The 22,724-nt window shown below is 66.2% G+C and carries 22 protein-coding genes; 15 read left to right on the forward strand and 7 right to left on the reverse strand.

Annotation, left to right across the window (positions count from 1 at the left end; translation table 11 throughout):
* Positions 1-23: 23 nt before the first annotated feature.
* The 5 genes from AC13GA_RS20210 (at position 24) to AC13GA_RS20230 (ending at position 3,806) form a co-directional block, all read left to right on the forward strand.
* A complete protein-coding gene (locus AC13GA_RS20210; RefSeq protein ID WP_046985458.1) occupies positions 24-500 on the forward strand; it encodes a hypothetical protein in 477 nt (158 codons plus the stop codon).
* A 94-nt stretch (positions 501-594) separates the two neighbouring features.
* The gene (locus AC13GA_RS20215) at positions 595-1,065 is read left to right on the forward strand and encodes a hypothetical protein (RefSeq protein ID WP_046985457.1); all 471 of its coding nucleotides are present in this window, start codon (positions 595-597) and stop codon (positions 1,063-1,065) included.
* A gap of 102 nt (positions 1,066-1,167) precedes the next feature.
* Positions 1,168-1,629 carry a hypothetical protein gene (locus AC13GA_RS20220; RefSeq protein WP_295381761.1) on the forward strand — a complete coding sequence of 154 codons (462 nt, stop codon included), beginning with the start codon at positions 1,168-1,170 and terminating at the stop codon, positions 1,627-1,629.
* A 166-nt stretch (positions 1,630-1,795) separates the two neighbouring features.
* Positions 1,796-2,473: a response regulator transcription factor gene (locus AC13GA_RS20225; protein WP_005410804.1), complete on the forward strand. Its 678-nt coding sequence runs from the start codon at positions 1,796-1,798 to the stop codon at positions 2,471-2,473.
* A gap of 4 nt (positions 2,474-2,477) precedes the next feature.
* Positions 2,478-3,806, forward strand: a complete 1,329-nt coding sequence (locus tag AC13GA_RS20230) for a sensor histidine kinase (RefSeq protein WP_478473939.1) — start codon at positions 2,478-2,480, stop codon at positions 3,804-3,806.
* Positions 3,807-4,007: 201 nt separating this feature from the next.
* Here the strand turns inward: AC13GA_RS20230 and coaE are convergent, their stop codons facing one another.
* Genes coaE through AC13GA_RS20245 form a run of 3 tightly spaced genes read right to left on the reverse strand, consistent with a single transcriptional unit; the run spans position 4,008 to position 6,761 of the window.
* Positions 4,008-4,619, reverse strand: coding sequence for a dephospho-CoA kinase (gene coaE / locus AC13GA_RS20235; protein ID WP_482998827.1), 612 nt, complete (start codon positions 4,617-4,619; stop codon positions 4,008-4,010).
* An 11-nt stretch (positions 4,620-4,630) separates the two neighbouring features.
* Positions 4,631-5,494 carry a prepilin peptidase gene (locus AC13GA_RS20240; RefSeq protein WP_046985453.1) on the reverse strand — a complete coding sequence of 288 codons (864 nt, stop codon included), beginning with the start codon at positions 5,492-5,494 and terminating at the stop codon, positions 4,631-4,633.
* Positions 5,495-5,501: 7 nt separating this feature from the next.
* Positions 5,502-6,761 (reverse strand): type II secretion system F family protein, encoded by a 1,260-nt coding sequence (locus AC13GA_RS20245; protein WP_482998828.1) that lies wholly within the window; start codon positions 6,759-6,761, stop codon positions 5,502-5,504.
* 352 nt (positions 6,762-7,113) lie between these two features.
* Here AC13GA_RS20245 and AC13GA_RS20250 point away from each other — a divergent pair, with 352 nt between their 5' ends.
* The 3 genes from AC13GA_RS20250 to pilB all read left to right on the forward strand — a co-directional run bounded on the left by AC13GA_RS20250 (position 7,114) and on the right by pilB (position 10,064).
* Positions 7,114-7,542 (forward strand): pilin, encoded by a 429-nt coding sequence (locus tag AC13GA_RS20250; RefSeq protein WP_046985451.1) that lies wholly within the window; start codon positions 7,114-7,116, stop codon positions 7,540-7,542.
* Positions 7,543-7,701: 159 nt separating this feature from the next.
* The gene (locus AC13GA_RS20255) at positions 7,702-8,109 is read left to right on the forward strand and encodes a pilin (RefSeq protein ID WP_482998829.1); all 408 of its coding nucleotides are present in this window, start codon (positions 7,702-7,704) and stop codon (positions 8,107-8,109) included.
* Positions 8,110-8,330: 221 nt separating this feature from the next.
* Positions 8,331-10,064 carry a type IV-A pilus assembly ATPase PilB gene (gene pilB, locus AC13GA_RS20260; protein WP_478473936.1) on the forward strand — a complete coding sequence of 578 codons (1,734 nt, stop codon included), beginning with the start codon at positions 8,331-8,333 and terminating at the stop codon, positions 10,062-10,064.
* A gap of 83 nt (positions 10,065-10,147) precedes the next feature.
* Here pilB and AC13GA_RS20265 read toward each other — a convergent pair whose 3' ends face one another.
* Both AC13GA_RS20265 and AC13GA_RS20270 read right to left on the reverse strand, forming a co-directional pair.
* Complete coding sequence (locus tag AC13GA_RS20265; protein WP_482998830.1) at positions 10,148-11,521, reverse strand: sigma-54-dependent transcriptional regulator; 1,374 nt, start codon at positions 11,519-11,521, stop codon at positions 10,148-10,150.
* A gap of 60 nt (positions 11,522-11,581) precedes the next feature.
* Positions 11,582-13,195 carry a sensor histidine kinase gene (locus AC13GA_RS20270; RefSeq protein ID WP_046985447.1) on the reverse strand — a complete coding sequence of 538 codons (1,614 nt, stop codon included), beginning with the start codon at positions 13,193-13,195 and terminating at the stop codon, positions 11,582-11,584.
* A 376-nt stretch (positions 13,196-13,571) separates the two neighbouring features.
* On the opposite strand from AC13GA_RS20270, the gene sucC reads away from it, so the two are divergent.
* From sucC to AC13GA_RS20285, 3 genes are all read left to right on the forward strand, one after another.
* A complete protein-coding gene (gene sucC, locus AC13GA_RS20275; protein ID WP_004154430.1) occupies positions 13,572-14,741 on the forward strand; it encodes an ADP-forming succinate--CoA ligase subunit beta in 1,170 nt (389 codons plus the stop codon).
* Between the two features lie 20 nt (positions 14,742-14,761).
* Entirely contained in the window at positions 14,762-15,637 is an 876-nt protein-coding gene (gene sucD, locus AC13GA_RS20280; protein WP_005410793.1) for a succinate--CoA ligase subunit alpha, read from the forward strand.
* A 180-nt stretch (positions 15,638-15,817) separates the two neighbouring features.
* Positions 15,818-17,452, forward strand: a complete 1,635-nt coding sequence (locus AC13GA_RS20285) for an NAD+ synthase (protein WP_046985446.1) — start codon at positions 15,818-15,820, stop codon at positions 17,450-17,452.
* Positions 17,453-17,544: 92 nt separating this feature from the next.
* Here AC13GA_RS20285 and AC13GA_RS20290 read toward each other — a convergent pair whose 3' ends face one another.
* Entirely contained in the window at positions 17,545-18,747 is a 1,203-nt protein-coding gene (locus AC13GA_RS20290; RefSeq protein ID WP_482998831.1) for an alpha/beta hydrolase family protein, read from the reverse strand.
* Positions 18,748-18,957: 210 nt separating this feature from the next.
* Complete coding sequence (locus tag AC13GA_RS20295) at positions 18,958-19,845, reverse strand: outer membrane protein assembly factor BamD (RefSeq protein ID WP_046985444.1); 888 nt, start codon at positions 19,843-19,845, stop codon at positions 18,958-18,960.
* Positions 19,846-19,958: 113 nt separating this feature from the next.
* Between AC13GA_RS20295 and rluD the strand changes: the two genes are divergently transcribed.
* Genes rluD through AC13GA_RS20315 form a run of 4 tightly spaced genes read left to right on the forward strand, consistent with a single transcriptional unit; the run spans position 19,959 to position 22,657 of the window.
* Positions 19,959-20,948 (forward strand): 23S rRNA pseudouridine(1911/1915/1917) synthase RluD, encoded by a 990-nt coding sequence (rluD, locus tag AC13GA_RS20300; protein WP_080103094.1) that lies wholly within the window; start codon positions 19,959-19,961, stop codon positions 20,946-20,948.
* Positions 20,948-21,718: a peptidoglycan editing factor PgeF gene (gene pgeF, locus AC13GA_RS20305; protein WP_136639329.1), complete on the forward strand. Its 771-nt coding sequence runs from the start codon at positions 20,948-20,950 to the stop codon at positions 21,716-21,718. Before rluD ends, pgeF begins: the two co-directional genes overlap by 1 nt.
* Before the next feature lie 2 nt (positions 21,719-21,720).
* The gene (locus AC13GA_RS20310; protein WP_169050352.1) at positions 21,721-22,245 is read left to right on the forward strand and encodes a DUF4166 domain-containing protein; all 525 of its coding nucleotides are present in this window, start codon (positions 21,721-21,723) and stop codon (positions 22,243-22,245) included.
* Complete coding sequence (locus AC13GA_RS20315; RefSeq protein WP_482998832.1) at positions 22,220-22,657, forward strand: thiol-disulfide oxidoreductase DCC family protein; 438 nt, start codon at positions 22,220-22,222, stop codon at positions 22,655-22,657. The genes AC13GA_RS20310 and AC13GA_RS20315 overlap by 26 nt, the downstream gene beginning before the upstream one ends.
* The last annotated feature ends 67 nt before the right edge of the window (positions 22,658-22,724 follow it).

The following is a 22,724-nucleotide window of genomic DNA, read 5'->3' on the forward strand; positions in this document are numbered from 1 at the left end:
CCTGGATGGATCGGAGGCTGGCGATGTACCGCATCACGATGATCGCGTTGTTGCTGGGGCTGTCCGGCGCGGCTGCCGCCAAGCCGGAAAAGACCGCCCTGCAGATGGACCGGCAGGCGCCGGTGGCCGGACAGATCCGCCAGGTGGAGGCAGCCCTGGCCACTCCTGAATACGCCGAGTTGTCCAACGAGGACCGCAGCCGCGTGCAGCAGTCACTGGAACGGATCCGCTCGCGGATGGGCGAACGCCAGACCGTGCAGGAGCTGCCACCGCAGGAGCAGGCCGACGTGTTCAACGAGCAGGAGCGGATCAACACCCTGCTGACCCGTGGCCATGACGACAGCCGCCAGATCTGCACCTACCAGCGCACCACCGGCAGCAACATGCCCAAGGGGCGCTGCCTGACCGTGGCCGAGCGGCGCCGTATCGAGGAAAAGGGCAAGGCCCTGATCAACGACCAGCGCAGCTACAGCAACCTCGTTCCGCCTTCCGGGCGCTGATCCCCGTGTCCCACACCTGCCTTGCGCTGCGCATGGCCGCATCGACAGATTCCCGTTTCTAGCCGTTCAATCATGGACGAACATGGAGGTAGTGATGCAACGCATGACCCCGATTGCCCTGATGGTGTGCCTGGGCTTGGCCGCAACGGCGCAGGCGAAGCCAGAAAAGAGTGAAGTGAAGTTCGACGCCAAGGCACCGGTGGCCGAGCAGATCCAGGCCGTCGAAAAGGCGATCAGCTCCGAGAACTACAGCGAGATCGGCCTGGAGGACAAGAGCCGGGTGCAGCAGGCGCTGGGCCGGATCAAGCTGGCGGTGGGTGACCACCAGAACGTGGAGCAGCTCAGCCCGCACGACCAGACCCAGGTCTTCAACGACCAGGAAGTGATCAACACGATCATGACCCGCGCCCACGCCGACAGCCGCATGGTCTGCCGTCGCGAGCGCAGCACCGGCAGCAACATGCCGCAGAGTGTCTGCCTGACCGTGGCGCAACGCCGCAAGGCGCAGGAAGAAAGCCGCAAGGCGCTCAACGACACCCAGCGCTTCAACAACTACAAGCCCTGATCGCAAGGCATCGCCAACGGTCACCCTGCCGAGCGTCCCTTGTGGGCGCATCGGCGGAGTCGTAAAGTTGGTTCCCATTCATGGAAGAACCTGGAGTGCGTTATGTACCGCAAGACCACGCTGGCCCTGATGCTGTCGCTGGGCCTGGTTGCCACTGTGCACGCCAAGGCCGAGAAGCAGGCCGTTCGGATGGACGGCGGCGCACCGGTGGCCGAGCAGATCCGCCGCGTTGAAACGGCCATCGGCAGCGAGGACTACAGCGAGATCGGGCTGGAGGACAAGAGCCGGGTGCAGCAGGCACTGAACCGGATCAAGATCAAGATGAATGGCCGCGAGAAGGTTGATGAGCTTGCGCCGCAGGAGCGTAACGACGTCTTCAACGAGCAGGAGATCGTCAACACGATCATGACCCGTGCCCATGCCGACAGCCGCATGATCTGCCGCCGCGAGCGCCTGACCGGCAGCAACATGCCGCAGAGCGTCTGCCTGACCGTGGCCCAGCGCCGCAAGGCCCAGGAAGAAAGCCGCCGCGCGATGACCGACCAGCAGCGGATGAGCCGCTGACCGACGGCCCCGGCCCAGGCCATTCGCGCCGGTCGCGGTGCCGGTACGAAATGTTAAGAATGGAACCTGTATCGTTCAGCAGGTAGACGTCGCGTCCACTCCGGCAGGTCCATCCTGCAGGGGTGGGCCTGGCCCCCCGACGACCCTTCAAGAACCAGAGGTTCCAGTGCGCATTCTCGTAATCGAAGACAACAGCGACATCGCCGCCAACCTGGGCGACTACCTTGAGGATCGTGGCCACACCGTGGACTTCGCGGCCGATGGTGTCACTGGCCTGCACCTGGCCGTCGTGCACGAGTTCGACGCGATCGTGCTGGACCTCAACCTGCCCGGCATGGACGGCATCGAAGTGTGCCGCAAGCTGCGCAATGAAGCGCGCAAGCAGACGCCGGTACTGATGCTGACTGCCCGGGATTCGCTGGACAACAAGCTGGCGGGTTTCGATTCCGGTGCCGACGACTACCTGATCAAGCCGTTCGCGCTGCAGGAAGTGGAAGTGCGCCTGAATGCCCTGTCGCGCCGCGGCAAAGGCGTGCAGACCCGCGTGCTGGAAACCGGTGACCTGGAATACAACCTGGATACGCTGGAAGTCCGTCGCCAGGGCAAGCTGCTGCAGCTCAACCCGACCGCGCTGAAGATCCTGCAGGCGCTGATGGAAGCGGCCCCGGCCGTGGTGACCCGCCAGGAGCTGGAAACCCGCGTGTGGGGCGAGGAACTGCCCGATTCGGATTCGCTGCGGGTGCACATCCATGGCCTGCGTGCGGTGGTCGACAAGCCGTTTGAAGTGCCGCTGATCCAGACCCGCCATGGCATCGGATACCGCATCGCCACCCCGGAAGCCTGATTCCGTGGCAGCCAAGGGGGAGCGCCGACGCACGCCGTATCGGCGACGCCTGCGCAGCCGCATCATCGTGTCGTTCGTGTTGTTGGGCTTCTGCCTGACAACACTGTTCGCGTTCGCCACCAACTGGGCCCGCATGCGCGTGGAAAACCAGCTGGTGGAGGACGTGATCAACCACAACATCGAAGAGTACGCCCGCCGCTTCTATGAGCACCCGGGGCGTAATCCGGCCGTGCCTGTGCAGCAGATCCGTGCATACGCCTACTCGGCCGACAAATTCGACAAAGCGCGTGAATCCTGGCCGCAATGGGCCGATCTGCAGAACGGCAACTACAACCTGAGCGGCACCGACGAGCAAGGACAGCCCTACGCTTACAAGCTCGCCGTGCGCAAGGCGAATGACGCCTGGTTCTTCCTCGCCTATGACATGACCGACAGCGTGCGCGGCGGCAAGCAGCTCAACCGCGCGCTGGTGCTGTCGGTGCTGGTGTTCAGCGTGCTGTCGCTGGTGCTGGGCTGGTGGTCGGCGTCGAAGGTGATGAAACCGGTGTCGGATCTGGCCGCGCGGCTGCGCGCCTACCGCGGCGGTACCAGTGACCCAGAACCCCTGGCGCCACGTTTCCCCGACGATGAAGTGGGGCAGTTGGCCCAGGCGCTGGACGACTATTCGTCGCGGCTGACCGAGGTGGTGCAGCGCGACCGCGAGTTCAACGCCGACGTCAGCCATGAACTGCGCACGCCGCTGGCGGTGATCCGTGGCGCTACCGAACTGCTGCTGACCCGGCCCGGCCTGGACGAGAAGGTGCTGCAGCGCCTGCAGCGCATCCAGCGCGCCGAACAGCAGTGCAGCGACCTGATCGGCGCGCTGCTGCTGCTGTCGCGCAACGAGCGCGGGCAGGGCACCAGCAACGTCGCCCGCGTGGCCGAGCAGCTGCTCGATGCACACCGCGCACAGCTGGGCGGCAAGCCGCTGGAGCTGCTGCTGGAAGGCGAGCGCAACCTGGTGATCGATGCGCCCGAAGCGGCCCTGTCGGTGGCGCTGGGCAACCTGATTGGCAATGCGGTGAAGTACTCGCAGGATGGCGAAGTACGCGTGTTCGTCGGCACCAACTCGGTGTCGGTGACCGACAGCGGTCCGGGCCTGAGCGAAGAAGACGCCGCCAAGCTGTTCCAGCGTGGCTACCGCGGCACCCATGCCGGCCATTCGCAGGGCGGTGGTATCGGCCTGTCGATCGTCAGCCGCCTGTGCGACCTGTACGGCTGGCAGGTCAGCGTGCGCCCCGGCGGCGAACGCGGCGTGATCGCCACCCTGACGTTCTCGCCGAAGCCACTGTAAACGGTAGATGCCGACCTTGGTCGGCGCTGGCCCTGACGACCATGTAGAGCCGAGCCCACGCTCGGCTGCCTTGGGCTCCCGGAACCGAGCATGGGCTCGGCTCTACAGTAGACCTGCGCCATGCATGGACGCCCGATCAGTAGATCCGCGCCCCGCGTGGATGCGCTTCGGTAGTGCCGGCCGCTGGCCGGCAACCCGGCCTCAGCCCCCGGCCAACCCCAGATACCGTGCATGCAGCCGTTCCACCTGCACCTGCAGGTCCTCCGGCTGCCCATCATTGACCACCACGTCATCGGCCAGCGCCAAGCGCTGTGCGCGGCTGGCCTGCGCAGCAATCATCTGGTCGGCCAGCGCGGCGTCGATGCCGTCACGCAGCATCAGCCGGGCATGCTGCACGGCTTCCGGCGCATCCACCAGCAGCACCCGGTCCAGCCACGGATAGGCCTGCCGCCCACCAACCTCCGTCAACAGCGGAATGGCGGCAATTGCATAGGGGCTGGCGGCCTGCTCGCACTGCTGTTGCATCAGCAGGCGGATGGCCGGGTGGGTGATGGCTTCCAGTGCCGTCCGCTCGGCCGGGTCGGCAAACACATGGGCGCGCAGCCGGGCCCGGTCCAGGCCGCCATCGGCCAGCAGCATGTCGGTGCCGAAGCGCTCGGCGATGCGGGCCAGCGCCGGGCTGCCAGTGGCAACCACGGCGCGGGCGGCCAGGTCGGCGTCGGCCACCACGATCCCCAGCGCTTCGAAGCGCCGGGTCACTTCACTCTTGCCCGAGGCGATGCCGCCGGTCAGGCCAACCACATAGCGGCTCATGGGGACTCCCCTCAGCGCAGCCCGCTCATCACCATGTATTGCTCCACCAGCGGCGCACCCCACATGAAGTACAGCCAACCAGCGATGGCCAGATAGGGCCCGAACGGGATGGGGGTGGCGCGGTCACGGCCCCGGCTGTACAGCCAGATCGAGCCGATGATGGCGCCCAGCACCGAGGACAGCAGGATGATCGGCAGGATGCCCTTCAGCCCGCACCAGGCGCCCAATGCGGCCAGCAGCTTGAAATCGCCATGGCCCATGCCTTCCTTGCCGGTCAGCTGCTTGAACAGCCACCAGACCGTCCACAGCGACAGGTAACCCACCGCCGCGCCCACCAGGGCGGGCTTGGCCGGCATGTACAGGTTGTCGATGCTGCCTATCAGCCCCAGCCACATCAGCGGCAGGGTCAACTGGTCGGGCAGCAGCTGCGTGCGCAGGTCGATGCCGGACAGGGCAATCAGGAAGCAGGTCAGCACGATGGCGCCGAAGCCCTGCCAGCCGAAGCCGAACTGCCAGACGCAGGCCAGCACCAGCACCGAGGTCAGCGCCTCCACCAGCGGGTACTGCAGCGAGATCGGCGCCTTGCAGTGCCGGCATTTGCCGCCCTGGATGATCCAGCTGAACAGGGGGATGTTCTCGTACCAGCTCAGCTTGTGCTTGCAATGCGGGCAGTGCGACGGCTCCACCACGATCCCCGGTGGGGGGGGTTCATAGAAGTCCGGTTCCTCCAGGACTTCGCGCGCATCGCGCTTCCACTGCCACTCCAGCCGCTTGGGCAGGCGCAGGATGACGACGTTGAGGAAACTGCCCAGCAGCAGTCCCAGGGCGGCCGCGGCGGGGTAGCCGAGGCCGGGATGCTGGTCGAGAAAAGCCATGTATGTGTTATCCGACGACGGCGCCGAGTTTGAAGATGGGAAGGTACATGGCAATCACCATGCCGCCAACAATGGTACCAATGAACACCATGATCATCGGTTCCAGCAGGCTGCTCAGGGCATCCACCGAATTGTTGACCTCCTGCTCGTAGTACTCCGCCACCTTGAACAGCATGGCGTCCAGCGCACCGGCCTCTTCGCCGATGCCGGTCATCTGGATGACCATGTGCGGGAACAGGTTGGTCTGCTTCATCGACATGTTCACCGGGTAACCCACCGAGACGTCGTCGCGCATGCGCAGCACCGCCTCTTCGTACACGGTATTGCCGGTGGCGCCGGCCACGATGCCCAGCGCCTCCACCAGCGGCACGCCGGCCTTGAAGGTCACCGCCGTGGTGCGCGAGAAGCGGGCGATGGCGCTGTTGTGCATGATCTGCCCGATCACCGGCACCTTCAGCACGAAACGGTCCATCGCATGCTGCATCTTGGGTGAGCGCTTGTAGGCCATGACCAGGCCGACCGCCGTACCGATCGCGACCAGCAGCATCAGCCACCACCACGACACCATGAATCTCGAGAGGTTCACCACCAGCTGGGTGAAGGCGGGCAGCTCGGCGCCGAAGCTCTTGAACACGTCCTCGAACTGCGGCACCACGAACACCAGCATGATGCCGCTGACCAGCATGGCCACCACAACCACCATGATCGGGTAGAACAGCGCCTTCTTGATCTTGCCCTTCAGCGCTTCGATGTTCTCCTTGTAGGTGGCCACCGTGTCCAGCACGGTTTCCAGCACGCCGGCGCCTTCGCCGGCCCGCACCAGGTTGCGGTACAGCTCGTCGAACTGCACCGGGTGCTTGCTGATGGCCTCATGCATCGAAGAGCCGCCTTCGATGTCGGTGCGGATGGTGTCCACCAACTTCTTCATCCGCGGGTTCTTGTGCCCGCTGGCAATGATGTCCAGCGACGACACGATCGGCACGCCGGACTTCATCATCGTGGCCATCTGCCGGCTGAAGAAGGCGATGTCCTTGGCCTTGACCGGGCTGCCGGCGGCGCCGAACAACGGTTTCGACTTCGGCTTGACCTGACCCGGGTTGATGCCCTGGCGGCGCAGCTCGGCACGCAGCAGATTGGCGTTCTTGGCCAACTGCTCGCCCTTCATTTTCACGCCCCGCTTGTCGGTCCCCACCCAGACAAACGGCTGCAGCTCCATGGTGGCGCGTGCCACCGGCTCTTTCTTGATCGCACTGCGACTGACAGACATGTTGGCTCCCCAAGACCCGCCATCCCCAGGCGGGTAACTAGCCGTGGATGGTAGCGGGTTCAAGGCCGGATGGGCAGTTGGCGGGCGGCCCAGCGTGCGATTTCGTGCCGGCTGCCGGCCAAAGGTGACGCACTGCGTCACATTGCCGCGTCCATCGCAGATTCGGATGCGGGGGGTTCCCATCCACGAAATTGCTGCCATCATGGGCGCGGGGAAATCCAGGGGGAGGCGTGCCGGGGTTGGCACGCAACCTGCGTTGATCCACCCGCAGGGTATGGGGCCCGCTCAACCGGCGCTGTCCGGTCCGATCCCGTGCACTGAACTCAACCACCACTATCTTGGGGATGTACCAATGAAGAACCAGAAGGGCTTCACCCTTATCGAACTGATGATCGTCGTCGCGATCATCGCCATCCTGGCTGCCATCGCACTGCCGGCTTACCAGGACTACACCTCGAAGTCGAAGGTCACCGCTGCGCTGGCCGACCTGGCTGCGCACAAGACCCAGTTCGAGATGGAAGTCAGCAATGGCAAGACTCCGAATCTGCAGACTGCGGGTTTCCAGGCTGACAACACCGGCAACTGCTCGAAGATTGACGTTGCAGATACCGGCATGACCTGCACCATCCGTGATCCGGGTCGTATCGGTGGCGCTTCGACGCTGAAGCTGGCCTATGCCGAAGCTACCGTGGATGACAAGGGAACCATCACCAAGGCGGGTGGCTTCACCTGCACGCTGACCGACGTCAAGGAAAAGTACGCTCCGGCCGGCTGCAAGTAATCAAGCTTGGCTGATAGGCTGAGAGATGCGGGGGCCACGCAGGCCCTCTGTATTTTGACGGCGAACACAAGGCCCGCTTCGGCGGGCCTTGTGCTGACTGGAGTACGAATCCCGGTCAGCACGCAGCAATGGGGATTGCTGGATCACACAGGGGGAGTCATGAACACGCAGAAGGGCTTCACGCTCATCGAGCTGATGATCGTGGTGGCCATCATTGCCATTCTGGCGGCCATCGCGACGGTGGCGTTCCAGCCATACATCATCCGTACCCAGCTGACAGCCGCGCTGGCCGACATCAGCCCGGGCAAGATGCTGGTTGAAACGGTCATCTATGAAAACCGCTCGGCCAGTCTGGTCACCCCCGAGTTCATCGGCGGCGCCCAGAACGCCCACTGCTCGAACGTGGAAGCCGAACTCGGCGACTCCGGCGTCGGCCATATCAGCTGCACCTTGAAGGGCCACAGCGTGCTGGAAGGCAAGGACCTGATCCTGCGCCGCTCGGCCGAGGGCATCTGGAGCTGCGACGGCAGCGCCTTCGAAGCGCGCTATCGCCCGAGCGGCTGTTGATCACACTTCTGCGCTCCGATGGGATGCTGGCCGACCCTTGACGGGGCTATCATCACCGGGGGAGTCAGGATCGTGCCTGCCGGGTAGGGAGTGCCAGGCGAGGCAGTGTTGCTCATGGATTGGCGATGCCGTTGGCCGTTGGCTGCGGCAGGTTCTGCTGCCCCGTGCGGTGCCCGTACAAGGCGCACGGCAGTGCATGACCCCATGAGCCAAGGATTCATATGAACGCTGTAACCACCGCCAATCTTGTCGGCATCACCGGCCTGGCCCGACGCCTGGTACAGGACGGCGCCCTGGACGAGACCACGGCTCGCGACGCCATGGCCAAGGCCGCGGCCGCGCGCCAGCCGCTGCCCACGTGGTTCGCGCAGAACAAGCTGGTCAATGCCTCGCAGCTGGCCGCCGCCAACGCGGTCGAGTTCGGCATGCCGCTGTTCGACGTGTCCACCTTCGATGCCAGCCAGAACGCGATGAGCCTGGTCAGCGAGGAGCTGCTGCGCAAGCACAACGTGCTGCCGCTGTTCAAGCGCGGCGGCAAGCTGTTTGTCGGTACCAGCAACCCGACCCACTCGCTGGACGAGATCAAGTTCCACACCAATCTGGTGGTCGAGCCGATCCTCGTCGACGAGGACCAGATCCGCCGCACGCTCGAACAGTGGCACGCCAGCCATGACACCATCGGCGACGCCCTGGGCGGTGACGACGACGGCATGGGCAACCTGGACGTCGCGGCCGGTGACGAAGATCTCGGCACCAGCAGCGGCGACTCCGGCATCGATGCCAAGGGCGACGACACCCCGGTGGTGAAGTTCGTCAACAAGGTGCTGGTCGATGCGATCCGCAAGGGCGCGTCGGACATTCATTTCGAGCCCTACGAAGACGATTACCGTGTGCGCCTGCGCATCGACGGCCTGTTGAAGATGGTGGCGCGCGCGCCGGTGAAGTTGAACCAGCGCATCGCCGCGCGCCTGAAGGTGATGGCGCAGCTGGACATCGCCGAGAAACGCGTGCCGCAGGACGGTCGCATCAAGCTCAACCTGTCCAAGACCAAGCAGATCGACTTCCGCGTCAGCACGCTGCCGACCCTGTTCGGCGAGAAGGTGGTGCTGCGTATCCTGGATGGCAGCGCGGCCAAGCTGGGCATCGACAAGCTAGGCTACGAGCCGGACCAGCAGAAGCTGTTCCAGGACGCCATCCACAAGCCGTACGGCATGGTGCTGGTGACCGGCCCGACCGGCTCGGGCAAGACCGTGTCGCTGTATACCGCGCTGGGCATCCTCAACGACGAGACGCGCAACATCTCCACCGCCGAAGACCCGGTGGAAATCCGCCTGCCCGGCGTCAACCAGGTGCAGCAGAACAACAAGCGCGGCATGACCTTTGCTGCGGCGCTGCGCTCGTTCCTGCGCCAGGATCCGGACATCATCATGGTCGGCGAAATCCGCGACCTGGAAACGGCGGAAATCGCGATCAAGGCGGCGCAGACCGGTCACATGGTGCTGTCCACGCTGCACACCAACGACGCGCCGCAGACCATCGCGCGCCTGATGAACATGGGCATCGCGCCGTACAACATCACCAGCTCGGTGACGCTGGTGATCGCCCAGCGCCTGGCACGCCGCCTGTGCGGCAACTGCAAGCGGCGCTCGACCCTGCCGGAGCATGCGCTGCTGGCCGAGGGCTTCACCCAGGCGCAGCTGGACGCGGGCATCGAGCTGTATGAAGCGGTGGGCTGCGATGAGTGCACCGAGGGCTACAAGGGCCGTACCGGTATCTACCAGGTGATGCCGATGACCGATGAGATCGCCACCATCGTGCTGGCCGGCGGCAATGCACTGCAGATTGCCGAGGCGGCGCAGCAGATCGGGGTGAATGACCTGCGGCAGTCGGCGTTGAAGAAGGCGGCGGCAGGCGTGACCAGCCTGGCCGAGATCAACCGCGTGACCAAGGATTGACGTCGATCCCCGCCATGCGTGGATGACGTCGGTCGGCATCGGGTCAGAGCCCTTTCCTGCGGAAAGGGATCCGACCCGGCTGATTACTCCATTCCCAGCTTCTTCAGCTTGTAGCGCAGCGCGCGGAAGGTAATCCCCAGCTGCGCAGCAGTGCGGGTCTTGTTCCAGCGGTTCTCTTCCAGCGCGCGCTGGATGGCGCTGCGCTCCAGCTGCTCGATGTACGAGGGCAGGGCGGCGCTGCCGGGCTGCAGGTCGGCCACGGCTTCGGCGGGCGCGGCACTGCCGGGCGCACGCGGCGCGTGCTGCGGCAGGCGCAGGTCATCGGCGCCGATGCAGTCTTCCTCGGCCAAGGCCAGCGCGCGTTCCAGGATGTTCTCCAGTTCGCGCACGTTGCCGGGGAAGGCGTACTGGGCCAGTGCCTCCAGCGCCGACGGCGCCAGCAGCGGGGTGGCGCGGCCGTGGCTGCGGGCCAGGCGTGCCAGCACGGCCGCGGCCAGCTCCGGCAGGTCCTGGCGACGCTCGCGCAGCGGCGGCACCCTCAGTTCGATCACGTTAATGCGGTAGTACAGGTCGTGGCGGAAACGCCCGTCCTCGACCAGCTCGGCCAGATCGCGGTGGGTGGCCGATAGGATGCGCACGTCCACCGGTTCTTCGTTGGCCGCACCGACCGGTCGCACCGACTTCTCCTGAATCGCGCGCAGCAGTTTCACCTGCATCTGCAGCGGCAGCTCGGCCACTTCGTCCAGGAACAGGGTGCCGCCGTGCGCGGCCTGGAACAGTCCGGGCTTGTCGGCGTGGGCGCCGCTGAAGCTGCCCTTGCGATGGCCGAAGAACTCGCTTTCCATCAGCTCGCCGGGAATGGCGCCGCAGTTGACCGGAATGAACGGTCCGGCCGCGCGCGCGCCCTGGGCGTGGATGGTGCGTGCGACCAGTTCCTTGCCAACGCCGGACTCTCCCAGGATGTAGACCGGCGCCTGGCTGCGCGCGACCTTGCCGATGGTGGTGCGCAGCACGTCCATGGCCGGCGAAGCGCCCAGTAGGCGTGCGCCTTGTTCGGCATTGGGGCCGGGCAGCGGGCGTTCGGCGTTGTTGAGTTCCAGTGCGTGCTTGACCAGTCCACGCAGCACGGCGATGTCCACCGGCTTGCTGACGAAGTCGAAGGCACCGGCCTTCAGTGCTTCCACGGCCAGGTCCATGCTGCCGAAGGCGGTGATCATCGCCACCGGCGTGCGCGGGTAGTGCTGGGCAATCTCGCTGACCAGTTCGATGCCGTTGCCATCGGGCAGCCGCATGTCGGTGATGCACAGGTCGTACGGATTGCTGGCCAGCAGCTCGCGCGCTTCGGCCAGGTTGGCGGCGGTACTGATACGCAGCCCCATGCGGCCGAGGGTCAGTACCAGCAGTTCGCGGATGTCGCGTTCATCGTCGACGACGAGGGCGCTGCGGGTTTCGTTCATGGGCGTGAAAGATAAACGAGGGGGCTGGAAGCGACAAATGTTTGACGCACAGAATCAGAATCAGGTGGGCAACAGCGTGTGCGGGCCGGGCAACACCAGACGGAAGCAGGAGCCGCCCGCCGGCACCGGAATGTAGTCGAGCCGTGCCTGGTTGGCCCGGCACAGTTCGCGGGCGATATACAGGCCCAGGCCGGTGCCATGCTCGGAGGTGGTGAAGAACGGCCGGAACAGCTGCGCGGCAACGCTCTCTGGAATACCCGGACCACGGTCCATCACGTCGATCACCGCGCTGCGCTCGTGCTGCGCCACGCGCAGCCGTACGCGTGCGGGTTGCTGGCCGATGCGGCCGTACTTCAGTGCGTTGTGCACCAGCACGGTCAGCACCTGGTAGAGATGCTTCGCATCGACCTGGGCCATCACCGAACTGTCGTTGATGATCGGCTCGATGCTGTCGGTCTCCAGCGTCTGCCCCTGTTTGTACTCCAGCACGAAGCGGCGCACGAACGCGGCCAGGTCTACGTTCTCGGGGGTGGCGCGCTCGCGCCGGGCCAGGCCCAGCACGCTCTCGACGATGCCGTTGGTGCGCTGGCACTGCTGGCGGATGATCTGCAGCAGGCGGCGGTCGCTTTCGTTGAAGCCGGTGCCTTCCTCCAGCAACTGCACGGCGTAGTTGATCGCCGCCAGCGGATTGCGGATCTCGTGCGCCAGGCTGGCCGAGAATCGCCCCATCGCCGACAGGGTGAGTGATTCGGCGCGGCGCGAGACCACGCTGGAGTCGTCCAGGAACACCAGCGCCAGTTCGCTGCCGGCCAGCAGGCGGGCAAAGCGCGGCTGTACCTCGGGCTGGTCGGGGTTGAGCTGCAGCGGCAGCTCGTCCTGCGCCCAGCCGTTGCGCCAGCGCTGCAGGCGGCGGGCCAGTTCCGGCGCGGCGCTGGTCAGGTCCAGGCGCCCACTTTCGCCGTTGCCATCGCTGTCGCCCAGCAGCATCGAGGCGGCTTCGTTGGCCAGGGTGATGCGACTGTCGGCATCCACCACCAGCACGCCGGTACGCATGCGGCGGATGATCAGTTCGTTGATCTGGAACAGGTTGGCCACTTCATCGCCGCGCTGGTTGGCCAGTTGCTGGTTGCGGCGCGCGCGGTTGCCCACCTGGAAGCTGATGAAGGCCAGCGCCAGGTAGCTGGTGGCGAACATCGCCAGCTCGGCGAGGGTGCGTGTGGGGTCGCCCCCTTCCAGTAGTTTCCAGCTGTATTCCGCGCCCGTGGCCAGGCTGGCCGCGATCGCCAGGCCCAGGCCCCAGCTCAGTGGCAGCAGGGTGGCAGCAGCGGCGATGTTGAACAGCAGCGACATCGAGATGCCGGCGCTGGCACCGGGCAGTGCATGTGAGAGCAAGGTGGCGGCGATGATGTCGACCAGCACGCTGCTGACCACGATCGGGCGCAGCCAGCGCTCGTTGCGGCCGATCACCAGGGCCAGCAGCGACAGCAGCAGATAGATCGCCGCGACGGTATCGGCCAGGCGCGGGTGATGCGCTTCGCCGACCATGGCCGACAACGGGCTGTACAGCAGGCCGGCGATGACCGCGGCGATCAGCACCCGGTACAGCGCGAAGAAATACAGCTCACGCCGCGGAATCGATTCGATGCGGTCGATCAATGAAGCACTGGGTGACACGCCGGAACTCCCCTTCTGGCTGCCTGGGTCTGGAATCTGCGGCGGGCCTGCCTGGCATCCCCTGAAGCCGGCCGGTACGTCGCGTCGATGTGGCGTCGAGTCTGCTCGATTCGACCAGTATAGGGCCCCCGGGCGGGCGCCGTCGGCGCGGCCCGGATCGCGCATTTGGCCCGCTGTGGATACCGGTGGCCAGCGTCGGCCGGGGCGCAACTGCCTGAATGATGGTGGAAATCTGGCCGGGTCTGGCGTTTTGTACAGACTTCTTTGCGCCCCGGCGCTGGCTCGGCCACAATAGTGGGCCCGCCGCGGTCCATGCCGGCGCCCCGCCGGGGCCCTGAGGAATTGCGTGCGGTCGTTCCTATTCCCACGGTGACGCATGAATTTCCACGAATACCAGTCAAAACAACTGCTTGCCGAGTACGGCATCCCGGTCCCGGCCGGCAAGGTCGCTGCGACCCCGGACGAAGCTGTTGCCGCTGCCAACTCCCTGGGCCAGGGCCCCTGGATGGTCAAGGCGCAGATCCACGCTGGCGGCCGCGGCAAGGCTGGCGGCGTCAAGTTCTGCAAGACCACCGACGACGTGAAGGCCGCTGCGGCCAAGATGCTCGGCACCAAGATGGCCACCTACCAGACCGCTGGCGTTGAACTGCCGGTCAACCTGGTGCTGGTGACCACCGCCGGCGAAATCGTCAAGGAACTGTACCTGTCGGTGCTGGTTGACCGTGGCACCAAGACCATCACCTACATCGCTTCTTCGGAAGGCGGCGTGGAGATCGAGCAGGTCGCTGCTGAAACCCCGGAGCTGATCCACTCGCTGAACGTCGATTTCGTCGAAGGCGTGCAGGGTTACCACGGCCGTGATTTCGGCTTCAAGCTGGGCCTGACCGCCAAGCAGGCCGGCCAGTTCGCCAGCATCATGGTGAACCTGTACCGCCTGTTCAACGAAAAGGACCTGGCGCTGGTTGAAATCAACCCGCTGGCCATCCTGGACGACGGCAACCTGTACGCGCTGGACGGCAAGTTCGACAGCGACGACAACGCCGCGTTCCGCCAGAAGGCCCTGGTCGCCATGCGCGACAAGACCCAGGAAGATCCGACCGAAGTGATCGCTTCGGAGCTGGACATCAACTACGTCACCATGGACGGCAACATCGGCTGCATGGTCAACGGCGCAGGCCTGGCCATGGCCACCATGGACGTCATCAAGCTCAACGGCGGCGAGCCGGCGAACTTCCTGGACGTGGGCGGCGGTGCCAACAAGCAGCGCGTCATCGAAGCCTTCAAGCTGATCCTGTCCTCGGACAAGGTCGAAGGCATCTTCGTCAACATCTTCGGCGGCATCGTCCGCTGCGACATGATTGCCGAAGGCATCATCGCCGCCGTGAAGGAAGTGGGCGTCAAGGTTCCGGTCGTGGTGCGCCTGGAAGGCACCAACGTGGAAGAAGGCAAGCAGCTGCTGCGTGACAGCGGCATGGCCATCATCCCGGCTGACAACATCAACGATGGCGCCAAGAAGATCGTTGAAGCTGTCAAGAACGCTGCCTGATCCGACACCAAGGAATTCCCATGTCTGTTTTGATTAACAAGAACACCAAGGTGATCGTGCAGGGCTTCACCGGCCAGCAGGGCACCTTCCACGCCACTCAGATGATCGAGTACGGCACCCAGGTTGTTGGCGGCGTGACCCCGGGCAAGGGTGGCACCACCCATATCGACCTGCCGGTCTTCAACACCGTTGCCGACGCCGTGCAGAGCACCGGCGCCAACGCTTCGGTCATCTACGTGCCGCCGCCGTACGCGGCCGACGCGATCCTGGAAGCCGCTGCTGCCGGCATCAAGGTCATCGTCTGCATCACCGAAGGCATCCCGGTGCTGGACATGCTGCGCGTCAAGAACGTGCTGACCCGTTCGCATCCGGACACCGTGCTGATCGGGCCGAACTGCCCGGGCGTCATCACCCCGGGTGAGTGCAAGATCGGCATCATGCCGGGCCACATCCACCAGCCGGGCAAGATCGGCATCGTGTCGCGTTCGGGCACCCTGACCTATGAAGCGGTCAAGCAGACCACCGAAGTCGGCCTGGGCCAGTCCACCTGCATCGGCATCGGTGGTGACCCGATCAACGGCCTGAACTTCGTCGACTGCCTGAAGCTGTTCAACGAAGACCCGCAGACCGAAGGCATCATCATGGTCGGCGAAATCGGCGGCGACGCTGAAGAAGCCGGCGCCGAGTACATCAAGAACCACGTGAAGAAGCCGGTCGTCGGTTTCATCGCCGGTGCGTCGGCTCCGGCCGGCAAGCGCATGGGCCACGCCGGTGCGATCGCCTCGGGCGGCAAGGGCACTGCAGAAGGCAAGTTCGCTGCCATGGAAGCCGCTGGCGTCGTCACCGTGCGTTCGCCGGGCGACCTGGGCGCTGCCATCGCCAAGCTGGTGAAATAAGATCGACTGCCTCCGGCAGACGATTCTGTAGAGCCGGCCGCTGGCCGGCTGCTTGAAACAGAAAGGCCGCCTCCGGGCGGCCTTTCTGCGTCTGGTGTGGGGTCAGATCCATTTTGCTGCGCAAAAGAGATCTGACCCCGGCGTTACAATGGCCGCATTGCAACCACAGGCTGGATTCCCATGGCTTCGATCCGCATCGCGATGGCGCAGTTCGACTTCCCGGTCGGCGATGTCGCCGGCAACACCGAGCGCATCATCGAGATGATCGGCCAGGCGCGCGACGAGTACGGCGCCGAGCTGGTGATGTTCCCCGAGCTGGCCGTGAGCGGTTATCCGCCGGAGGACCTGCTGCTGCGCCCCGGTTTCCTGTACGAATGCGAGCAGGCGATGACCCGCATCGCAACCGCCTGCCGTGGCATCACCGCCGTGGTCGGCTGGCCGCAGGCAGCAGGTGCGGTGGTCTACAACGCCGCCAGCGTGCTGCGCGATGGCCTGGTCGAGCAGACCTACCGCAAGCGCGAACTGCCCAACTACGCGGTGTTCGACGAGCGTCGCTACTTCGATGTCGATCCGGATGGCGGCAGCTGCGTGTTTGAGGTCAACGGCATTCCGGTGGGCCTGCTGATCTGCGAAGACCTGTGGTTCGCCGAGCCGCTGGCCGACACCGTGCGCGAAGGTGCGCAGCTGGTGGTGGTGCCCAATGCTTCGCCGTACGAGCGCGGCAAGCACGCCCAGCGCGATGCCGTGCTGGCCGCGCGAACCCGCGAGAGCGGGGCGGCGATCGCCTATCTCAATGTGGTCGGTGGCCAGGACGCGCTGGTATTCGATGGTGCTTCGGTGGTGGCCGACGGCGACGGTACCGTGCATCCGGCCGCGGCGGCCTTCGTCGACCAGTGGCTGGTGGTGGAGTACGACGGTGAAACCCGTCGCTTCATGCCGCACGTGTGGATGGACGATGGCGACGAGAGCATGGACGCGCTGGCCTGGCGTGCTGTGACCCGTGGCATCCAGGACTACTGCCGCAAGAACGGCTTCAGGAAAGTGTGGCTGGGCCTGTCCGGTGGCATTGACTCGGCGCTGGTGCTGGCGATGGCCGTGGATGCAATGGGTGCCGAAAACGTCACCGCAGTGCGACTGCCGTCGCGCTACACCGCTGGCCTGTCCAATGATCTGGCCGCCGAACAGTGCCAGGCGCTGGGCGTGAAGCTGGAAGCGGTGTCGATCGAGCCAGCATTCAAGGGCCTGATGGAATCGCTGGCGCCGATGTTCGAAGGCACCACCCCGGACGTGACCGAGGAGAACCTGCAGTCGCGCAGCCGTGGCGTGATCCTGATGGCGCTGGCCAACAAGTTCGGCGGCCTGCTGCTGACCACCGGCAACAAGAGCGAGTACGCGGTGGGTTACGCCACGATCTACGGCGACATGTGTGGTGGCTACGCGCCGCTGAAGGACCTGTACAAGACCGAAGTATTCGGTCTGTCGAAGTGGCGCAACACCGTGGGCGGTGCGCCGGTGATCCCGCCGGCGGTGATCAGCCGCCCGCCTTCGGCCGAACTGCGCGAGAACCAGCTGGACCAGGATTCGCTGCCGGCCTATGACGTGCTGGACGGCATCCTGTACCGCTACATCGACCAGGAGCAGTCGCGCACGGAGATCGTTGCGGCCGGTTACGACGCGGCCGTGGTCGACCGCGTGCTGCGCCTGGTGCGCATCAGTGAGTGGAAGCGGCACCAGGCCGCGCCGGGGCCGAAGGTCTCGCGGCGTGCGTTCGGCCGTGAGCGCCGCTACCCGATCAGCAACGGCTACAAGGGCTGAGCGCAGGTCGCCGGGCAGGGCCAGGCGCTACCAGGTAGTGCCGGCCGCTGGCCGGCAATCCCGTAGACCACGTATCCACGCATGGCGTGAATCTACCGGGCCTGGTCGAGCAGCTGTTCGAAGCCGGCGGTTTCGGTGGCTTCGTCGAACGGGCTGTCCCCCAGCCGCGCACGCACGAACGCCAGGCCATCCGCAGCCGCCGCATCCAGCGTGCCGCGGTGGTCGACCGGATAGCGCCGGAATGCCACGGGCTCTCCACGCAGGACCAGCCCCGCGGCATACAGCAGGGTGGTCAGGTACGGCACGTCGCGGTCCTCGCTGCCATGGCCCAGCATGAGCGGCTGGCTGAAACCGCGGCGCGGCACGCCCAGGTAGTCGTGCAGCAACGTCCAGATGCCCGCCACGTCGGTCAGCGGTGAGATGAACATCGCGCCGGTATCGGCGCCTTCCAGCGTGGCGGCCAGTTCGCCCAGGCATTGCCCGCGCGCCAGCGCGACCCGTGCACGCCCCTCATCGCTGAGCACGCGGTCGATCTGCGGGGCGACCTGCAGCAGGCCATCCAGCAGATAGGCGTGATAGGCGTTGAGCGCGCCGGGATTGGCGGTGCGGTTGTCCGGTTTCATCACCAGCGCGGTCAGTTCGACGGCGGTGGGCGTGCCGGTGGTGAAGCTGCCGCGGTACCGCAGTGATGGTCCGCCGTAAGCATCCGCGATGTGGCCGGCAGCAAGCGCGGCGGCACCGCCCTGCGAATGGCCAACCGAGACCCAGCGCGGCGACAGTGTGGTGCGGCCGAGGTACTGATGGCTGGCCTTGACCAGATCGATGGCGTTGCGTGCGGCGGTGCGCACGTGCAGGTAGGCGTGGTCACCGGGGCTGCCGAGGCCCTGGTAGTCGGCGGCGACGACGGCATAGCCCTGTGCCAGGAACAGGTCGAGGAAACGCCCGTCGCGTTCAGGCTGGTAGGGGCCGGACACGGAGGGGGCGCAGCGATCGGCGATGCCCTGGGTGCCGTGTGCCCACGACACCACCGGCCAGCCACCGACCGGAGCCGCGCCGGCCGGCAGGTACAGCAGGCCGGTGCCTTCGGCCAACTGGCCACGGTGGTCTGGGGTGCGGTAGTGCAGCTTGTAGGCCTGGGCGGCCGCAGACGGCACCCAGCCGGCGCGATAGGGTGCGGCGGAGAGCAGGTCGCCGGGGGCGGCCGGGGTGGCGCCCAGCGGGCCGGAGGCCAGCGCCAGCACGGCCGAAGCGATCAGGGTGGTCAGGTGCCGCAAACGGCGGGGCGGTGGTGTCATGGGGCGCTCCTTGCCGGCCAGGATGGCCGTTGCGCCGCAGTGTGGAGGGCCTTGCCCGCGCCGATTGGGACCGGCGTCGCATCCACCGGGGATTCGGAGAATTCCTAGGCGGCACCCGGGAAGCCGTCGCGCGTGGAGCGTCCTGCTGAGAGCAGTCGAGCACGGCTCGACTCTACAGAAAGAAGAAAGGCCCCTCGCGGGGCCTTTTTCTTACTTCTTTTCCAGTCGCGCGTTGCGCTGGCCGGTGCTGGCGGACTTCTCGCCGGCGAACGGGTTCAGCTTGCGGACCATCCACGGGTACTTCGGCCACTTGCCTTCCAGCCACGGGTGGTCCGGCTGGTTCAGCTGCAGGACGCGGCGGGCGTCGTCGGCCAGGGTCTTGTTGCCCAGGTGGGTGTAGGAATCGGCCAGGACGGCGACGGCGTCGTACTGGAAGGCGCTCTGCGGGTAGGTTTCCAGCAGGTAGTTGGCGCGGCCCGCGGCCGAGACCCATGCACCGCGGCGCATGTAGTACAGGGCGTTGTCCAGCTCGTGCTGGGCGAACACGTCACGCAGCTCCAGCATGCGCTGGCGCGCATCAGCGGCGTAGCGGCTGTTCGGGTAGCGGTCTACCACGATGTTGAAGTCCGAGTACGCCTGGTGCGGCGTGGACAGGTCGCGGCGGCTTGCATCCAGAGACCATACGCGGCGAAGGAAAACCGTACTGCGGTTGGAGTTGGCCAGGCCGCGCAGGTAGTACAGGTAGGCGATGTTGCGGTGGGTCGGGTAGGTACGGATGAAGCGGTCGATGCTGGACACCGCGTCATCGTGCTTGCCGGCCTTGTACTGGGCATAGGCGGTTTCGATCATCGCCTGTTCGGTGTACGGGCCGTACGGATACTGGGCCACCAGGCGGCGGAAGCTGCCTTCGGCGCCGCTCCAGTTGCCACCCTGCATCAGCTTGTGGCTCTTCTCGTACAACTGTTCGACCGGCGTCCCTTCATCGGGGCGATCACCCTTCTTGGCACCACGATGGCAACCGGTGGCGGCGATGACCAGCACCAGCAACAGGGCGGTGAGGCGGACGGGCGCAGAGAGCATGACGGAGCGTCGGATCATGAGGTCGAGGCGGGACGCGGCTGGAATACGAAGGGTCGATGATAGCCTAGTGTCCTGTCCAGCGACTGAAACCGGCCGCCGGGACCCCAAAATTTCAAAGAATGCCCCCTGCCATGTCTGAACAACCCTCTGAATCGGCCCGCCAGGCCATCGTCCCCGACACCTCTGCCGGCCGCCGTTTCGACGCGGTCGTGGCCGAATTGTTCCCCGAATACTCGCGTTCGCGCCTGACCGAGTGGATCAAGACCGGCGATGTCCTGCTGGACGGCGCCCAGGCCCGCCCGCGCGATCCGCTGCGCGGCGGCGAGGTGGTCACCCTCACCGTGGTGCTTGAAACCCAGACCGACGCCCAGCCGGAGGACATCCCGCTGGACGTGCTGTTCGAGGACGAGTACCTGCTGGTGATCAACAAGCCGGTCGGCCTGGTGGTACACCCCGGCGCCGGCAACCACAGCGGCACCCTGGTCAACGCCCTGCTGTTCCGCGACCCGTCGGTGGCGGTGCTGCCGCGCGCGGGCATCGTGCATCGCCTGGACAAGGACACCAGCGGCGTGATGGTGGTGGCCAAGACCCTGGAGGCGCAGACCGCGCTGGTCGAACAGCTGGCCGCACGCGACGTGCACCGCCAGTACCTGGCCATCGTGATGGGCGCGCTGGTGGCCGGCGGCACTGCCGATGCGCCGATCGACCGCCACCCGCGCGACCGCCTGAAGATGGGCGTGCGCGAGGATGGCAAGGAAGCGGTGACCCATTACCGCCTGCGCGAGCGTTTCCGTGCACATACCGCCCTGGAATGCCGCCTGGAAACCGGCCGTACCCACCAGATCCGCGTGCACATGGCACACATCCGCCATCCGATCGTGGGCGATCCGCTGTACGGCGGCGCGCTGAAGCTGCCCAAGGGCGCCAGCGACGAGCTGGTGGCCGCGCTGCGCGGCTTCAAGCGCCAGGCGCTGCATGCCGAGACGCTGGAGTTCGTGCACCCGATCACCGGTGAGACGGTGCGCAACACTGCGCCGGTGCCGGCCGACATGCTGCACCTGCTGAAGGTGCTGCGCGAAGACAGCGACGCCTTCGCCGCACGCGAGCGGGACCGCTGGTGATGGCTGCCGCGCTGCCATTGCTGCAGGCGGACTGGCCGGCGCCTGCGGGCGTCCACGCGCTGACCACGCGGCGGCATGGTGCCGGCATCTCGCCGGCGCCGTTCGCGCAGTTCAACCTGGGCAACCGGCACGCGGCCGATGGTGACACCCCGGCCAACGTCGAGCACAACCGCCAGCTGCTGCAGCAGGGGTTGGCGCTGCCGTCGGCGCCGCATTGGCTGCGCCAGGTGCACAGCAGCACCGTACTGCGCTTCAACGCGCCGCCAGTGGCCGGTGCCAGCGAACCGGTCGCCGACGCCGCGGTGACCTCGGTGCCGGGCGTGGTGCTGGCGATCCTGACTGCTGACTGCCTGCCGGTGGTGTTCGCCGCCGTCGATGGCAGCGAGGTGGGCGCCGCCCATGCCGGTTGGCGTGGCCTGGCCGACGGCATGCTGGAGGCCACCGTGGCCGCCATGCAGACGCCACCGGCGCAGCTGCGCGCCTGGCTGGGCCCGGCGGCCGGACCGGCCGATTACGAGATCGGCGAGGAGGTCTATCACGCCTTCGTCGGCCACGATCCGGCCGCCGAGGCTGCATTCATGGCAACCCGTGCTGGCCACTGGAAGGTGGACCTGTTCGCCCTGGCCCGGCAGCGCCTGCAGGCGGCGGGGATGGACCCGGCGCAGATTCACGGCGGTACGGTGTCGACCATGGCCGATCCGGACCTGTATTCGCACCGGCGCGATCGTCGTACCGGACGCATGGCAACCCTGGCCTGGATCGCGCCCTGAGCGTGCCGCTGTTCGCGCGCGTGCTGGGGCCGGCCTTCGCCACCCTGGTCGCACCGGTGCAGGCACTGCATGCCGCGCCGCTGCCCTGCCGCTACGTGGGCCAGGCGCGGATCGAGCGCGGCCGGCACTGGCTGGTGCCGCTGCTGGCCGCGCTGGCGCGGTTGCCAAGGGATGGCGAGGCGCTGCCGACCGAGGTGGCGTTCAGCGCACACGGGCAGGGTGAACGCTGGGCACGACGCTTCGGCCGCTGGCCGATGGTATCGAGGCTGTGGGCGCACGAAGGGTATCTGCACGAGCAGTTGGGTGCGGTGCGTTTTGAGTTCGACCTGCAGGCCCGCGACGGTGGCATCGACTGGTCGGTGCGGCGGGTCTGGGCATTTGGCCTGCTGCCGCTGCCGACGCGCTGGTTTGGTGGCGTACGTTGCCGCGAGGCCTGGGACGACCAGCGCTACACTTTCCTGGTCGATGTGACCTTGCCCTGGGCAGGAGCCCTGATCCGCTATGAAGGCTGGCTCGAACCGCAGTGAAGCCGCCACCGACGCGGGCGGCGCGGTGATCGTGTTCGATGGTGTCTGCGCACTGTGCAACCGCTGGGTGCGCTTCCTGCTGCGCGTTGATCGCAAGGGACGCTATCGCTTCGCGGCAATGCAGGGTGCGCAGGGCAGCGCCCTGCTGCGCGCGCACGGGCTGGATCCGCGGGACCCGATGTCGTTCCTGTTGCTGGACGAACAGGGCGCCTGGACCGATACCGATGCGATCCTGCGCGTGCTGGCAGGACTCGGTGGTGGCTGGCGCCTCACTGGTGCGTTGCGCGTGCTGCCGCGCAGCTGGCGCGACGCGGCGTACCGCGCGCTGGCCCGCAACCGCTATCGCTGGTTCGGGCGGCATGACGGCTGCTATCTGCCGACACCGGAGCAGGCCGCACGGTTCCTGGATTGAAGAAAAAAGGGGACGGAGGGGATTAAGTCGTTTGTGCACAAACGACTTAATCCCCTCCGTCCCCTTT

Source organism: Stenotrophomonas sp. 22DLJC03 (assembly GCF_056861405.1).

What these genes read in the sequence shown, in the direction of transcription:
- AC13GA_RS20215 (WP_046985457.1), top strand. Translation starts at nt 595, where the DNA reads ATGCAACGCATGACCCCGATTGCCCTGATGGTGTGCCTGGGCTTGGCC.
- AC13GA_RS20255 (WP_482998829.1), top strand. Translation starts at nt 7,702, where the DNA reads ATGAACACGCAGAAGGGCTTCACGCTCATCGAGCTGATGATCGTGGTG.
- coaE (WP_482998827.1), bottom strand. Translation starts at nt 4,619, where the DNA reads ATGAGCCGCTATGTGGTTGGCCTGACCGGCGGCATCGCCTCGGGCAAG.
- AC13GA_RS20250 (WP_046985451.1), top strand. Translation starts at nt 7,114, where the DNA reads ATGAAGAACCAGAAGGGCTTCACCCTTATCGAACTGATGATCGTCGTC.
- AC13GA_RS20240 (WP_046985453.1), bottom strand. Translation starts at nt 5,494, where the DNA reads ATGGCTTTTCTCGACCAGCATCCCGGCCTCGGCTACCCCGCCGCGGCC.
- sucC (WP_004154430.1), top strand. Translation starts at nt 13,572, where the DNA reads ATGAATTTCCACGAATACCAGTCAAAACAACTGCTTGCCGAGTACGGC.
- AC13GA_RS20245 (WP_482998828.1), bottom strand. Translation starts at nt 6,761, where the DNA reads ATGTCTGTCAGTCGCAGTGCGATCAAGAAAGAGCCGGTGGCACGCGCC.
- AC13GA_RS20210 (WP_046985458.1), top strand. Translation starts at nt 24, where the DNA reads ATGTACCGCATCACGATGATCGCGTTGTTGCTGGGGCTGTCCGGCGCG.
- sucD (WP_005410793.1), top strand. Translation starts at nt 14,762, where the DNA reads ATGTCTGTTTTGATTAACAAGAACACCAAGGTGATCGTGCAGGGCTTC.
- pilB (WP_478473936.1), top strand. Translation starts at nt 8,331, where the DNA reads ATGAACGCTGTAACCACCGCCAATCTTGTCGGCATCACCGGCCTGGCC.
- AC13GA_RS20265 (WP_482998830.1), bottom strand. Translation starts at nt 11,521, where the DNA reads ATGAACGAAACCCGCAGCGCCCTCGTCGTCGACGATGAACGCGACATC.
- AC13GA_RS20315 (WP_482998832.1), top strand. Translation starts at nt 22,220, where the DNA reads ATGAAGGCTGGCTCGAACCGCAGTGAAGCCGCCACCGACGCGGGCGGC.
- AC13GA_RS20290 (WP_482998831.1), bottom strand. Translation starts at nt 18,747, where the DNA reads ATGACACCACCGCCCCGCCGTTTGCGGCACCTGACCACCCTGATCGCT.
- pgeF (WP_136639329.1), top strand. Translation starts at nt 20,948, where the DNA reads ATGGCTGCCGCGCTGCCATTGCTGCAGGCGGACTGGCCGGCGCCTGCG.
- AC13GA_RS20220 (WP_295381761.1), top strand. Translation starts at nt 1,168, where the DNA reads ATGTACCGCAAGACCACGCTGGCCCTGATGCTGTCGCTGGGCCTGGTT.
- rluD (WP_080103094.1), top strand. Translation starts at nt 19,959, where the DNA reads ATGTCTGAACAACCCTCTGAATCGGCCCGCCAGGCCATCGTCCCCGAC.
- AC13GA_RS20285 (WP_046985446.1), top strand. Translation starts at nt 15,818, where the DNA reads ATGGCTTCGATCCGCATCGCGATGGCGCAGTTCGACTTCCCGGTCGGC.
- AC13GA_RS20295 (WP_046985444.1), bottom strand. Translation starts at nt 19,845, where the DNA reads ATGATCCGACGCTCCGTCATGCTCTCTGCGCCCGTCCGCCTCACCGCC.